We start from the raw sequence: 13,416 nt of genomic DNA, 5'->3' as shown, positions 1-13,416 counted from the left end.
CTCTCACGTCAACGCACCCGTTCTGCCACGCGCAGACGTTAGCTGCTGCGCGTCTTCAAGCCCTCATGCCGGGCCGGGTGTCCTGCTCTCCCAGAGCTTCCTGCAGCCGGGTGACGTCCTCGGCGTCCTTCCTCCGGCGAGGTCGGCCCGGAACCCAGACCGGCATCATCTGCTTGATTTCGATCTGGGCGCGGGGACTGATGATCCGGCACTGCAGCGCCCCGATACGGCCAGGAGGAGCATCGAGCATGCCCTCCGGCCACACCTCCCCCGCCCAGGGCCCGCCAGCGACCACAACGCCGCCGGACCGGTTCTTACTCAAGAGGGCGAAACTACTCTCCACCCTCTGCTTGCAGAAATCGAGCTGCTGGTCAGAAGGCGCCCCGGACAGAGGTTCATAGCCGGAACACAGCAGCCCGTCAGCCAGAGCGGAGGCGTCATCCGCCCAGGCGAACCAGTCAATGTCCACATGGTCACGCGTGACCTCGCCGATGAAGAAGTCCATGGCCCAGCCCCCGCGGAGCCACACCTCCACACCGAGGGCCTTCGCGATCTCCACTGTCTCGCCGATCAGCCGAAGCTGCCGAGCGCTGCGATCCCTGTCCACAACCGTGCAGGCTACGCGGCAACCCCAACCTCAACAGCTCGATTTCCATCTGCGACAAGGGGGCGAACGTTGTCTGATGCGGCACTAGCAACCTCGTTCACTGCGTCTGACGTGTCCCGCAGGCGCTGAGCATGTGTGCCGAGGCATGGCAGTTGTCACTTGCGAAGCAAGCTACTTGGCATGAGTCCGGGGGAAACATGGCAGGTGCTTACTGTGGCGGAGCGCCTCGTTCACCTCTGCAGAAGGCTGCAGCGAGGAGGCCCTGGAGGCGCACTCAAGAGGCCCTGCCCGCTGGTCACTTATGTTGGCGAGCGGGCCGAACCGAGCTCCGCGAGCGCCTGGAAGATCTCCTGCCGGCCAGCGAGGTCTGCTGCGCGGGCTTGGTGTACTGCGTGACCCTGGCCACCTTCGGCACGCCGGATGACGCTGACCTGCTGGCCGCCTACACCTCGATCGCTACCTCCGTCGTCCCGACCTCGCCTACGACCAGCCTGTGGCACTGGGTGCGCTGCTGTACATCGACCTGAACCTCGGCGCCGACCAGGCCGCGCGCTTTCTGGCCCCCAGCGGCCCCTGGCATCAGTGGCTCCAAGGCACGCCCTCAGGCAGCGTGTCCAGGCGCCACGGGAGAGTCCGGCGCGGTACATCACCCACTGCAACTGATGGTCCACCACACCGGGTGCTCTAGCGCTCCCTGGTGACAGCAAGCCTGCCGATGTGTCGACCGTGGCCTCGACGCCGAACGAGAGAGCTTCAGCCGCCGGTCAACCGATCAGCTCGGGGGCCTTGCTGGGCAGCGGCTGCTGTGCCGCATCCTTCGACTCCCACAGCTGGGCTGCGCCCCATCTGCGGTTTGAACTCCCGCTCCGATCGCCGCGGATTCGGAGGGCGGCAGGCTGACCGATTGCCGGGTTGACAGCTTGGAGCGGCCCCAGGAGGTCGGGCCGCCGAAGTCCGGCGTCGGTTGGGGGAGATGACCTGGCCGGCACGTATCGGGGGCCTGTCGGTCCGGTGTCGGCGGCTTGTCGGCGGGGTCCGGCACCTTTCCATCAGATCCTGCCGGGTGCCCGTCCGGCAGGCGTACGACAGGCAAGGAGTCACCATGAGCAATGACGTCACGATCATCGGTGCCGGACTCGGCGGCCTGACTCTCGCCCGCGTCCTGCACGTCCACGGAATCCCGGCCACGGTCTATGAGGCGGAGTCCTCCCCGAGGGCGCGCGCGCAGGGCGGGATGCTCGACATCCACGACTACAACGGCCGGCCGGCTCTCCAGGCGGCGGGCCTGATGGACGAGTTCCGCGGTCTGATCCTGGACGGCCGCGAGGCGACGCGGTTCCTCGCACCGGACGGGACCGTTCTGGTCGACGTGCCCGACGACGGCACGGGCGAGCGCCCCGAGGTGCAGCGCGGCGAGCTGCGTCAGATCCTGCTCGACTCGCTCCCGGCCGGCACCGTCCGGTGGGGTCACAAGGTCAGCAGTGCCCGTGCTCTGGGCGAGGGCCGGCACGAGGTGACCTTCGCCGATGGCGCCACCGTCGTCACGAGTCTGCTGGTCGGCGCGGACGGTGCTTGGTCCCGGGTCCGGCCGCTGCTCTGCGACGCCACGCCCGAGTACACCGGCAGGTCGTTCGTCGAGACCTATCTGTTCGACGGCGACACCCGGCACCCGGCCACCGCGAAGGCGGTCGGCGGCGGCTCGCTGTTCGCGCTCGCGCCGGGCAAGGGGATCCAGGCTCACCGGGAGCGAGGCGGAACCCTCCACACCTATGTGGCGCTCTCCAGGCCGCTCGAGTGGTTCGCCGACATCGACTTCACCGACTCCGCCGCGGCGACCGCGCGGATCGCGCGGGAGTTCGACGGCTGGGCACCGGAGCTCACCGCACTGATCACCGACAGCGAGACCACACCGGTCCTGCGGCCCCTCCACGTCCTGCCGATCGAGCACCGGTGGGACCGGTCGCCGGGAGTGACCCTGCTCGGCGACGCCGCCCACCTCGCGGCCCCGAACGGCGAAGGCGCCAACCTGGCCATGTACGACGGCGCCGAACTCGGCAAGGCCATCGCCGCGCACCCCGATGACGTCGAGACCGCGCTGAGCGGATACGAGCAGGCCATGTTCCCCCGCAGTGCCGCAGCCGCCGCCGAAGGCGTCCAGCTCAACGACCTCCTCTTCGGCGATGACGCGCCCCAGCGCCTGATCACCATGTTCGAGCAGGGCCGGTGAGCCGCTCAAGTCCCGCACCGATGCTCTGCTTCCCGTCCTCGCTCACCCCTCACCGCCTGGGCACCTTCGCTCCGCCGGCCGCGGAAGCCACTCACGCCGAGCGGGCGGTAATGCCGTGGTACCGGACGTGTGTCGGGGCTGTCCATTCGGTGTCGGCTGCTTGTCGGTGAGATTTGGCCGCTTTCAAGAGATCCCGCCGTGTACTCGCACTACCACGCCGACCACCTCGGCGGGTCATCCCTCTCCCACAACATCTACATCCACTTTCCGGACCACGGCACGCTGACGCTGGTCGACATCAACCTGCCGGGCTGGGTGCCGTTCCAGAGCTTCAATCTCAACGAGGACGTCCCCAGCTCCATCGCCGCCCGGCCAAGGTCCTGGTCTACCCGTGGAAGCACCACGTCGGCGGCCACATGGGCCGGATCCGTACCCGTGACGACATGACCGTCCATCAGCAGTACATCGCGGACCCCGTCGGCGGGGTCAGGGCCGCGCTCACCGACGTCGACCCCGCACCCTTCTTCGCCAAGTACGGCGAGGGGCCGCCACCTGCCGAGATCCCAGGTGCCCCGGGTCCGGCATCGTCCACGCCGGAGACCCGGGCGACAGTTGAGGACAGCTCCGCGGCCAGTCGCGTCGCCTCCACTGTCCGAGGCGTCGCGGTTGATGGCATGCCGGGCCCTGAGCAGACAGTTCACAGGCTCCGTCGTGTGGCTCGCCGTGGCCTCGGTCAGAAGCCTTTGCGTACACCGCCGTCGATCGACAGCATCACACCTGTGAGGTACGACGCGGCGGGCGACAGCAGGAAGGCTGCGCTGCGGCCGAATTCGTCCGGGGCTCCGTAGCGGCGCAGTGGGACGCCGGCGATAGCGCGCTCGCGGGCCGCGGCGGGATCGCCGGCGCGCGCGTCGAGTTCGCGCACCCGGTCGGTTTCGATGTGGGCGGGCACGAGGCCGACGACGCGGATGCCTCTCGGACCCAGCTCGTTCGCGAGGTTCTTCGCGTACCCGGCCAGGCCCGGCCGCAGCGCATTGGAGATCGCGAGGCCGGGGATCGGCTCGTACACGGAGCTGGAGAGGACGAAGCCGATGGCACCCCCCTCGCCCAGCTTCGCGGCGACGGCGCGGGAGAGCCGCACCGCACCGAGGAAGACCGACTCGAAGGCGGCGCGCCACTGGTCGTCCTCGATGGTGTCCGACGTACCTGCCGGAGGCCCGCCGACGCTGATGAGCACCCCGTCCAGCCGCTTGAACGCATCGCGGGCCGCGGCGATCAGCCGATCCGCAGCCCCGGGGTCGGCGTTGTCGGCCACGACGCCCACTGCCTGCCCCGGGCCGCCGAGCTCCGCCTCGGTAGCGGCCACCGTTTTCTCGCTGCGGCCGCTGACGACCACCCTCGCGCCGTCCGCCACCAGCTCGCGCGCGGCTGCCTTGCCCAGTCCGCGGGTGCCACCGGTGACGATGTACACCCGGCCCTCCAGTCCGAAGTCCATGACTTCCGTTCCTTGCCAGGGGGTGCTGACCACGTGTCCTACAGCATCGCCGTCTGGGGCTGTGTGGGTACGACGATGACGGTGGTGGTGCCGGCGGTCAGAGCCGACTTGAACTCCCGTTCCAGGTCCTCGGTGGTCTCCACGTCGACGGCTCGGCATCCGAAGCCGCGCGCGACGGCGGCGACGTCGAGTCCGGGCAGGTCGAGTCCCGGAACGCCCGGGGTCTCCTCCAGCGCCGCGAACGACTTGAGGATCGAGTACTCGTGGTTGCGCATGACGACGTAGACGATCGGGAGGTTGTGCTGGGCCGCCGTGTAGATGGCCTGCACGGAGTACTGGAAGGAGCCGTCGCCGATCAGACCGACCACCGGCCGCTCCGCGCCCCGGTCCCGGTCGCCGAGCGCGACACCCACGGCGGCCGGGGTGCCCCAGCCGATGCCTCCGCTGGCCGTGGCGAAGAACGAGCCGGTCCGGTTGAATGCAGCTCGTCGCAGGTCATGGGCAGCCCCGGCACCACGCCCCGCAGCCCGTCCAGGTAGATCTCGTCCTGGTAGTCGGCGAAAGCCACGATCCGGCCCTCCTTGACGCTGCGCCCGCCGGGTGCGGGCCCTTGCAGTCCACAGTGGGAGGGTGCCGTGCGAAAGCCGCCAAACGCAGGAATCTGGCTCATGAGGCGGGACCGTGCAGGGTGATGTACCAGCGTTGCCGACACAGGACGCGTCGGCGCTCATCAGCGGCCTGGGCCGTCTCCTGACTCAGCCGGCGAAGCCGATGTCTCGTAAATGATCTTTAGCTCAGGCGGTGCGCAGTTGGTCACCGGGTAGCGGGAGGCCGGGGGGAACGTAACCGTCGCCGTCTTTGGGGTCGTTGGCGTGCAGCCCTGCACGCAGCTGGTCAGGCAGGAGGGCAACACGGGCCGTGTCGGACAGGCTGCGGGGAAGGTCGGTATCAGGGCCAATCCAGGAGTCGGCGTCCTCAACCGGGGAATCTGCCTCGTATGCGTCGATGACGTCGCTGATCTCCGCGAACCACGGTGAACTCCGTGGCTGCGGCACCGGGTCTACGCTCCTCGTGGCCCCCTCCCCAGGCGACACAGCCGGTGACGGAGGTGACTGCACATGCGGCCGGCACGGTCCGGACCGCCCCATCGACATAGCGTCGAGTCTGTCGCTGCACTCTGGATTCCCCTTTGACACGCCACCGTGACCTGAAGACCGGGACGCGGTCCTTCGCACGCTGGTTCCAGGTCGTGGACCGTAGCGACATCGATCGCCAGCGAGATGATCAACCGCAACGACTGCAAAGCCTGGGCGGAATCCGGCGCCAAGGCCGCCGTCGGCAACACGAAGACGACGGACCCTGACCATGTCAAAGATCATTTACGGGTCGACCCTTGGGGCCCGGCGAACGAGCCGGCTAACGCACCACGCGGTAGCGGAGGTAGACGACTCCCGAGCTGAAGGTGCGGGTCTCGACGAGTTCGAGATCCACCCGGCGCTCGTGCTGGGGAAAGAACGGAATACCACCGCCGACCAGCACCGGGTAGACCCTGGCCCGGTACTCGTCGATCAAACCCAGCGCGGCGGCCTCGGCGGCGAGAGTCGCGCCACCGATCGCGATGTCACCCTCCCCCGGCTCGGCTCGCAACCGCTCGATCTCCTCCGCCAGGCCGCCGGAGACCAGGCAGGCATTGCCCTGCACCGCCGGCAGCGTGGTGGAGAACACCACCTTGGGCAGCGGCTTCCAGATCGCGGCCCACTCGAGCATGGAGTCGTCGAGCGATGGATCCTGGTCGGCGGTCTCCCAGTACAACATCGTCTCGTACAGCCGTCGCCCCAACAGGTAGACACCGACCTCTCGAATCTCGTCGGTGACGAAGCGAAAGACCTCCTCGTCGGGCGGTGTCCAGCCGAAGTCACCGTCCGGCCCCACGATGTAGCCGTCAAGCGAGACTCCCATCGAATAGGTCACCCTGCGCATCAGAAGTCCTCCTCGGTAACGGGATCGACAGTACGACCGCCGGACACCGCATGCCCATAGCGGCTCGCGGGATCCCCTGGGCCGAGTCACCTCACGAGATCATTTCATTGAGAAAACCTCAGTGAGTCACGATTACCGGATGCTGAGGAGTAAAAATACGGCGTCAGGATTTCCGAAGACCGACAGGTGCGACAGAATTGCACCGCTCGTTGGCACGCTGCGGTCAATTTTATTGATCGGCACCGCCACTCGCTCAACTTGCGCGATCGGAACCCGCCTTGGCCTCTGTCGCAATCGAGCACGTCGGCGACGAGCTGCTGATCGCGACCGTCGCCTACGATGTCCACAATGCCGTGGTCGATGGGATCGTGGAAGTGGTCGCCGGTGGGGTGCGGGATCGGCACGGGCATGGTGCGCGGGGTCGAGGAGGCGTTCCAGTTGAAAGTCTGGCTGGAAGGGCTGTTCAGAAAGGAGCGGTCCCTTACGGCGGATGAGACCTCGCCCGAACACGCGGCGGAGAGCCAGGAGGGGATCTCACCCGAGGAACGCGCGGCTCTGCTCGTCGCAATCCTCGACGACCCGACGGCGCGCGAGGACGAGAAGTCCGACGCGGCGATGGACCTGGAGTTCCATTCCGACCCGCTCGTCGAAACGTGCCTGATCCGTATCATTCGCGCCGAGGCCTTCACCAGCGTGCTGGCACAGCAATGCGCGGAGTCCCTTGGCGGGATCTGGGCCAGGACCGGCCGAGTGGACCCGGCCTTCATGACGGAGCTGCGGGGTGCGGCGAAGGACGAAGTCTTCGGCATCCTCGGCATCCGTGCCCCGCACCTGCTGCTCCCTAGCTAGGGCGCATCCGAAGTCAGCTGCCCCACTGCGCGGCCTACGGTCCTCGCCCGGCGGCCGGCCGGGCGAGGCGAGGACCCCAAAAACCCTTCGCACCTGCTCGCCTCCCCCGATACGGTCTCGAGCGCGTTCCCACTGCGGGGAGCCCAAGAGCTCCGCGCGCGGCCGCCCCGGCAGTTCCCACGCTGAGAGTAGGTTTCGTCCATGGCATGTCGTATCAGTGAGCTCGTGCTCGGTTGCCGCGACCCCGAGGTGCTGGCGCGGTTCTGGTGCGAGGTCCTGGACTTCGTAGTGCTCGATCGCGAAGGGGACGACTGCATCGAGATCGGGCCGCGCGAAGGGTTCGGCGGCCCGCAGCCGACGATCATCCTCAGCCGCAGGGACGAGCCGGAGCCGGGGAAGTCCCGGCTGCACATCGACGTCAACGCCACCGACCGCGATCAGGACGCCGAGCTCGAACGCCTCTTGAAGCTCGGGGCGCGCCCGGCCGACATCGGCCAGACCGGCGAGGAGCAATGGCACGTTCTCGCCGACCCCGAAGGCAATGAGTTCTGCCTGCTCAAGGCCCGCCTCAACCCGCTCTGACGGCTCTGTGTCCCCGGTGCGGCCCTAGCGCCTCCAGAGGATCTGCAAGACCGACTGGCCCGGCCTCCTCTACGGCCTCGTCGCCAAGACCGTACTCGATCTCGCCTCCGTAACCCGGCTCAGCGAAGTTGGTGGGGGTCGGGCTGGCACAGCGCTCCACTTGGCCATTCGGAGACACGGCCGTCTCGGCCGGCCCCACGGCTGGGTCAGCCCGGCTTGACCGCCAGCGTCGCAAAGTAGTTCGACATGTATTGAGCGGATGCGTTGGATTGGTGCGGCGCTTCCGCGAAGCCGGTGAGGACGAACCCCGCGGCGAGTTGCCCGCCGATCTGGTCGGTGAGGGTGTGGCTGTATTCAAGAGGGGCATCAGCGCCGAACTTCGTGGCGCGTTCCTCGGCGGAGTACTGCGTGACATCGCTGTAGGGCAGCTTGTGCACGACGATCAGCTCGCCGCGCTCGTCGAGCGCCTCGTGGTCGAACAAGTACACATCAGGGTTGAGGAAGCCCACGAGCAGAGTTCCGCCCGGTCGCAGGACGCGGAAGCACTCACGCCACACCGGTGCCAAGTCTGGTACGAACACGTTAGAGACCGGATGGAATACGACGTCGAATGTTGCGTCACCGAAGGCGCTGAGGTCGCGCATGTCGCCCAGGACGGTGCGCAGCTCGAGTCCGTCGCGCGCCGCCACCATCTGGTCCAGGCCGAGCTGACGGGGTGAGTTGTCGAATACGGTGACCCGCGCCCCTGCGGCGGCGAGGATCGGACCCTGCTGGCCACCGCCGGAGGCCAGGCACAACACGTCCTTGCCGGTCAGGTCCGTCGGCAGCCAGGAGCGGTCGACTGGCTGACGCCCCATGAGAACAATCGACCAGTCGCCCATGCGGGCGCGCTCGACCTCCTCAGCACTCACCGGCCTCGACCACTCGTTGCCCTCTTGGACATACTTGTCCCAGGCTGCCCGATTGTGACCAACGGGGTCGACGACAATGTCCTGCACGTTTAACTCCCTGCTACAGCCAAGCGGACCTGCGGTACTGACAGTTCGGTGCCGCTAGCCAATACCATTGCATCGTGCGGGCTCAACGAAATTAGCGGGCATCGAGGTGTCCACGGGCTCGACGGGTGGTCGCGCAGCGGGTGCGTAAGGGCTGGTTGCCGGGGTTGCGGAAGCCGTAGGCGTCGCGGGCGATGGTCTTGATGACCCGGTTGGCGCCTTCGGAGCCGGCGTTGGTGATCCCAGTGTGCAGAAACGCAAGCATCTCTGGCCACCATGTCTCGACCGTTGTGGCTAGGCGCTGCAGTTCGGGAAGGTCGACGTCGGCGCATCGGCGGTAGAACCGGTACAGCAGATCGCGGACCTGTTCCCGGTCCAGGCGGGTCCGGGCGGTGGCAAGCAGGTCCGGGAGGTCTTCCTTGGCGTTCCACGCAACGGTGATCGGCGCGCCGATCACCCTGGGCAGGTTGGACAGCTCGTCGAGGAGAGCGTCGACGTGCTCGCCGCGTATCCGGACGGCGGAGCGGGTGAGCCGGTTGCGTAGTTCCCACTCGCGGTTGCCCTTGCGGCCGCGCCGGCCGCGGTGGGTCACGGTGATCCGGCGGCGGACCTCGGTGAGGGTCTGGTTCGCCAACTGCACCAGGTGGAAGTGGTCCACGACCAGGGTGGTCTGCGGCAGGACCCGGTGGATCGCCGACTTGAAGATCGTGCACATGTCGATCGCGACGTACTGGACCGCGTCGCGCCAGGCTTGGTCGCGGTCGGCCAGCCAGTCGATTGACCGCCTGGCGGTGCGGCCTTCGACCTGCCCGAGCAGGCCCTGCTTGCCGGACAGGTCGACGAAGCCGACGTGCCAACGGTCCACGGCGGTCTGCCAGATCCGGGTAACCTCGTCGGGGATCCATCTCGGCCGGCTCGGCGGATCGCGTCGATACCGAGCGCCTGCACCGGCTCGGGCTGGGCCGGCAGCACCGCCCGGGCGTGACTGGTGAACGCCGCCGCAAACGACCGGCCGGGAGAGCGCATAGTCGCGGGCCGCCTGGACGACCGTGCGGCCCTGATCGGCCACCGCCGCCCCGGCCGCAGCCCGTAATCGTGTGGTTAGCCGCTTACGTGGCGGCACTGGCGGGACCGACTCGGTGAACGAGCGACGCCGGCACGCCAGCTCGTCGCAGCGCCAGCGGCGCTTGGTGCGTGATGACGTCACCGCAGAGGACTTGATCACCGCAGCTGCCATGGCCTGTCGCCCCATGCCGCACCTGCCTCGTGAAGTAGGCGCAGCTCTCGCCGTCCGGCACGTGGCGGTCTACCTGCACGGACTGCGCCCTGAAGGCGCGGCACCCCTGCCCGCGGCCGCACCCACCCCCGAGGGCATCGGCCGGTACGTCGCCATGGAGCGGCGTGATCCGAAAGAAACGCCCTGACGGCTGTCCCGTAAGGCCGGCAGTTCGGCCTGGCCGCGGTCGCGGTGGTGTGGCCGTGCCACACCACCGCGAGGTTATCGACCGTGTCGGTGTCCCGGAGGCCGGCACCCAGGTCCCAGCGGGAGAAGCCAGATCAGAGACACCCCCGATGCACGCAGCCACTGGCAGACGATCAAGACGCATGGCTGGGCCGCATCAATCCGTGCTGAACCGTCGTCGACCAGTAATCGGCCGCCGAACCCACACGCCGAATCCGAGTCACTGCCTTCGAAGCACCAGAGGCACCAGAGGCACCAGGGGACCTACGGAATCACCAGCCCCGGCCCGTTGTCCCCGCCCAGGTTCCTTCCGAATTCCGCTCCCGCGGCCGGTGCCCCCAGATCCACCGGGTTCTCCGCGAAGGCCCGCGAAGCCGTCAGACCGGAAGCCGTGCCGCGCAGCAGCCACACCGCACCGCCGTTCGCGACCCTGCCCAGGTCCTCCCCCGGCGCACCCGCGGCCAGGTCCGCCTTCCCGTCCCCCGTCACGTCCAGCAGCCGTACCGAGCCGCCGAACAGGTCGCCCTTCTCCACGCTCCCCGGCACACCCGGTGTGTTCTGGTGGAACGCCTGCGCGCCGGTGCCGGTGAGCCCGCCCCTGCCGCCCTTGAGCAGCACCACCGAGCCGGCCTTCGCCACCGAGCCGATCGCCTCGCCCGGGTCACCGACGGCCAGGTCCGCGTATCCGTCGCCGTTCACGTCGGCCGCGCTCAGCCGGGCCCCGAACTGGTCGCCCTTCTCACTCTCGCCGGGCACGCCTGCGGTCTCCTGCGTGATCGTCTTCGTACGGGTCGTGCTGGGCCCGGCCGGCGAGCCGTAGTAGATCTTGACCGTGCCCGGGTCGTCCTCCAGATACGTTTCACCGTTCGGGAAGACCCTGGTGGCGAGGTCGGCGTAGCCGTCCTTGTCGAAGTCGCCGACGGCGGTGGTGTTCGCGGAGGGCAGCCGCCCCGGGACGGTGGACAGGCCCTGTCGCGTGCCGAGCCACAGCTTGCCGCCCTCGGCGTGGTCCTCGTAGACGTAGAACGTGGCGAGGTCGTCGATGCCGTCGCCGTTGAAGTCGCCTGCCGCGGTGGAGCAGATCGTGTTGTCGGTGCTGAAGACGGTCAGCTGCTGCTCGCGCGCGGGTGACCCGTTCCGGCCGAACGGGCCGTAGAGCACCGCGCGGAAGTCGAAGTCCTCGGCGTTGCGCATGAACAGGTCCGTGTGTCCGTCGCCGTCGAAGTCGCCGGCGGTGACGTCCTCGCCGACGAATGCGTTCGCGGGTGCGGGGACGCGGGCCGCGCCCTTGCCGGAGATGCCCGTACCGCTGCCCCATAGGACGATCACGGAACCGCTGATGTTGTTCGCCGGCTGGTGCTCGTTCGTCACCACGGCCAGGTCGGTCAGCCCGTCGCCGTCCAGGTCGCGGGGGATCAGGGCGTAGCCGAAGCCGTGGTTGTCGCCGGAGGTACCGGGCACGCCCGGGGTGTCCTGGGTGATGACCGTGGTACGAGCCGGGCCGAGGCCGTTCGCCGAGCCGTAGCTGATCGCGACGTAGCCCGCCCAGGAGTGGCCGCCCACCGTTGCGGCGGGGGCGGCGACGGCGAGGTCCTGGTAGCCGTCGCCGTTGAAGTCCTCGCGCACGGTGGCGGCGCCCTCCCCGGCGAACGCCGTGTCCCCGGCGAGCGGCACCGTGAACGCCCCGATCAGCGCGGCGGCTGCGGCGGTTGTGACGGCCGGTCTGCGGATGCCCACGGTTCCTCCTTGAAGCGCGAGCGGTGGCATGGCGCGAGCGCACGCGGGTGAGATTCGACTGTGAGACACGCGGCAACGGCCGATGGTTGTGCGGTGAACGGCGCGTGAACGCCTCGCACGACGTCGTAAGCCCGGAACCGCGTGTGGTGCCGGGCCCCGATGAAGCCGAATGCGTCAGTTGGTCGCGTGCGCTCCCGCCGGCGCGTTCGCTTCTGCCCACGCGGTCGGGGCTCGCGAGCAGTCCCGCCCCTGCTCACCTACGCACGCGAGCGCCGGGATGATCAAGAGACTGTGACGGCCGGTGGGGTCCACCGGTGGATGCGGGGCGTCGCGCTGGAGATGCCGTAGTCCTTCTTGAGCTGTTCGGGGATGGCGTAGTGCATGACGCGTCCGCGGGTGAGGGAGGACAGCTCGAGCACGGTGGTGAGGTGGCCGAGACGGTCCAGGGCCCAGGCGCCGAGCGGGGAGCGGTCCTCGATGGTCTCCAGGACGCCGAGGAGATGGGGTACGGCCTTGACGACGGTGTCCCACGGTGTGTGCGGTACGTGCAGCCAGTCGGCGCAGGTGTCGCCGACGAGGTGGCGGATCAGGGCGGAGACGATCGGGTCGAAGAAGGTGCCGGGTACCACCTCTTCGTAGAGGTCGATGAGTTGCCGGGTCAGGTGGGCGCCCTCCTCGGAGGGGCCCATGTGCCGGATCATGTAGCGGTCGAGGAAGTGGCGGGCCTCGTCGAGGGACTTGGGGACGGCGTCCTGGTCGACGCCGAGCATGGCGCCGACGACACGCCAGGCGTAGTAGTAGGCTTCCGCGCCTTCCTGTGACATGTGGATGCCGAGGCGGTGCAGGCTGTCCAGCACGAGCAGCGAGAAGAACATCTGCCCGCCGATCATGTCCTCCTGGTTGATCGGCGTGCCGAGTACGTCGGTGTCCCACCGGTTCTCGCGCCTGAGGTGGTGGCGGATGGAGGCGTGCAGGAGGCGGACCTTCTGTGCGGCGGGGATGAAACGGCTGCCGGCTTCGAAGGCGTCGGGCTGCATCAGGTAGACGGTGAACTGGCCCGTCTCCGCCATTCGCTTGGCCGGGTACTTCAGCCCGTGGGTGGTGGACAGCAGCTTCGCCACGTGCGGGACGACGTAGCAGGCGGGCATGGAGGCGAAGGACAGGGCGGTGGAGATGTGCACGTTGTTGTCGATGAAGAACAGCCGAGCCTGCTCCATCTCGGCCCAGTCCACCCAGGACGGCGGGACACGAGTGGCCTCGAGGTAGTCCCGGGCCACGTCGGGCAGCCCGTCCGGGAGGGGGGCGCCTGCCGTGGAGACGTAGCGCATCAGGGTGTTGAAAGTGCCCACCTCGCCGCGTTCGAAGAGCGCGGCGACGGTGGCGTCGGCGAGTTCGTCACCGACGTTCCGCAGGGCGTCCATCGATGCTTCGGTGTAGGTCATGAGGGGGCTCCTTGTCTTTCGCGGGATCGTCCGCGAGCGG

15 protein-coding genes are annotated in these 13,416 nt (G+C 68.4%); 7 read left to right on the top strand and 8 right to left on the bottom strand.

Annotated features, from left to right (window positions below; genetic code table 11):
- Positions 1 to 55: 55 nt before the first annotated feature.
- Entirely contained in the window at positions 56 to 607 is a 552-nt protein-coding gene (locus tag ACIF83_RS24955) for a nucleotidyltransferase domain-containing protein (protein ID WP_399730081.1), read from the bottom strand.
- 131 nt (positions 608 to 738) lie between these two features.
- Here ACIF83_RS24955 and ACIF83_RS24950 point away from each other — a divergent pair, with 131 nt between their 5' ends.
- From ACIF83_RS24950 to ACIF83_RS24935, 4 genes are all read left to right on the top strand, one after another.
- Entirely contained in the window at positions 739 to 1,134 is a 396-nt protein-coding gene (locus ACIF83_RS24950) for a DUF6000 family protein (RefSeq protein ID WP_399730078.1), read from the top strand.
- Complete coding sequence (locus ACIF83_RS24945) at positions 1,101 to 1,295, top strand: DUF6000 family protein (RefSeq protein WP_399730075.1); 195 nt, start codon at positions 1,101 to 1,103, stop codon at positions 1,293 to 1,295. The genes ACIF83_RS24950 and ACIF83_RS24945 overlap by 34 nt, the downstream gene beginning before the upstream one ends.
- Positions 1,296 to 1,709: 414 nt before the next feature.
- The gene (locus ACIF83_RS24940; RefSeq protein ID WP_399730072.1) at positions 1,710 to 2,834 is read left to right on the top strand and encodes an FAD-dependent oxidoreductase; all 1,125 of its coding nucleotides are present in this window, start codon (positions 1,710 to 1,712) and stop codon (positions 2,832 to 2,834) included.
- 198 nt (positions 2,835 to 3,032) lie between these two features.
- Entirely contained in the window at positions 3,033 to 3,281 is a 249-nt protein-coding gene (locus ACIF83_RS24935; protein ID WP_399730069.1) for a hypothetical protein, read from the top strand.
- A gap of 286 nt (positions 3,282 to 3,567) precedes the next feature.
- Here ACIF83_RS24935 and ACIF83_RS24930 read toward each other — a convergent pair whose 3' ends face one another.
- The 3 genes from ACIF83_RS24930 to ACIF83_RS24920 form a co-directional block, all read right to left on the bottom strand.
- Positions 3,568 to 4,329 carry an SDR family oxidoreductase gene (locus tag ACIF83_RS24930; protein ID WP_399730066.1) on the bottom strand — a complete coding sequence of 254 codons (762 nt, stop codon included), beginning with the start codon at positions 4,327 to 4,329 and terminating at the stop codon, positions 3,568 to 3,570.
- 38 nt (positions 4,330 to 4,367) lie between these two features.
- On the bottom strand, positions 4,368 to 5,060 hold the full coding sequence (locus ACIF83_RS24925) for a thiamine pyrophosphate-dependent enzyme (protein ID WP_399730063.1): 693 nt from the start codon (positions 5,058 to 5,060) through the stop codon (positions 4,368 to 4,370).
- 685 nt (positions 5,061 to 5,745) lie between these two features.
- Positions 5,746 to 6,309 carry a dihydrofolate reductase family protein gene (locus tag ACIF83_RS24920; protein WP_399730060.1) on the bottom strand — a complete coding sequence of 188 codons (564 nt, stop codon included), beginning with the start codon at positions 6,307 to 6,309 and terminating at the stop codon, positions 5,746 to 5,748.
- A 348-nt stretch (positions 6,310 to 6,657) separates the two neighbouring features.
- On the opposite strand from ACIF83_RS24920, the gene ACIF83_RS24915 reads away from it, so the two are divergent.
- Both ACIF83_RS24915 and ACIF83_RS24910 read left to right on the top strand, forming a co-directional pair.
- Complete coding sequence (locus tag ACIF83_RS24915; protein ID WP_399730057.1) at positions 6,658 to 7,158, top strand: hypothetical protein; 501 nt, start codon at positions 6,658 to 6,660, stop codon at positions 7,156 to 7,158.
- A 201-nt stretch (positions 7,159 to 7,359) separates the two neighbouring features.
- Positions 7,360 to 7,740, top strand: a complete 381-nt coding sequence (locus ACIF83_RS24910; protein ID WP_111004697.1) for a VOC family protein — start codon at positions 7,360 to 7,362, stop codon at positions 7,738 to 7,740.
- 206 nt (positions 7,741 to 7,946) lie between these two features.
- On the opposite strand, the gene ACIF83_RS24905 is transcribed toward ACIF83_RS24910, so the two are convergent.
- Together ACIF83_RS24905 and ACIF83_RS24900 are read right to left on the bottom strand one after the other, a co-directional pair.
- Positions 7,947 to 8,738: a class I SAM-dependent methyltransferase gene (locus tag ACIF83_RS24905; protein ID WP_399730054.1), complete on the bottom strand. Its 792-nt coding sequence runs from the start codon at positions 8,736 to 8,738 to the stop codon at positions 7,947 to 7,949.
- A gap of 91 nt (positions 8,739 to 8,829) precedes the next feature.
- On the bottom strand, positions 8,830 to 9,972 hold the full coding sequence (locus ACIF83_RS24900) for an ISL3 family transposase (RefSeq protein WP_399730051.1): 1,143 nt from the start codon (positions 9,970 to 9,972) through the stop codon (positions 8,830 to 8,832).
- 13 nt (positions 9,973 to 9,985) lie between these two features.
- Between ACIF83_RS24900 and ACIF83_RS24895 the strand changes: the two genes are divergently transcribed.
- Positions 9,986 to 10,159 (top strand): hypothetical protein, encoded by a 174-nt coding sequence (locus tag ACIF83_RS24895; protein WP_398140547.1) that lies wholly within the window; start codon positions 9,986 to 9,988, stop codon positions 10,157 to 10,159.
- Positions 10,160 to 10,461: 302 nt separating this feature from the next.
- Here ACIF83_RS24895 and ACIF83_RS24890 read toward each other — a convergent pair whose 3' ends face one another.
- Together ACIF83_RS24890 and ACIF83_RS24885 are read right to left on the bottom strand one after the other, a co-directional pair.
- Positions 10,462 to 11,934: an FG-GAP-like repeat-containing protein gene (locus ACIF83_RS24890; protein ID WP_393479850.1), complete on the bottom strand. Its 1,473-nt coding sequence runs from the start codon at positions 11,932 to 11,934 to the stop codon at positions 10,462 to 10,464.
- 281 nt (positions 11,935 to 12,215) lie between these two features.
- The gene (locus ACIF83_RS24885; RefSeq protein ID WP_399730047.1) at positions 12,216 to 13,376 is read right to left on the bottom strand and encodes an oxygenase MpaB family protein; all 1,161 of its coding nucleotides are present in this window, start codon (positions 13,374 to 13,376) and stop codon (positions 12,216 to 12,218) included.
- Between the last annotated feature and the right edge of the window lie 40 nt (positions 13,377 to 13,416).

The sequence above is a fragment of the Streptomyces sp. NPDC085866 genome, assembly GCF_044541035.1.
Lineage (GTDB): Bacteria > Actinomycetota > Actinomycetes > Streptomycetales > Streptomycetaceae > Streptomyces.
The sequence above is the reverse complement of the archived record's forward strand: the minus strand, read 5'-3'. Positions and strand labels throughout refer to the sequence as shown.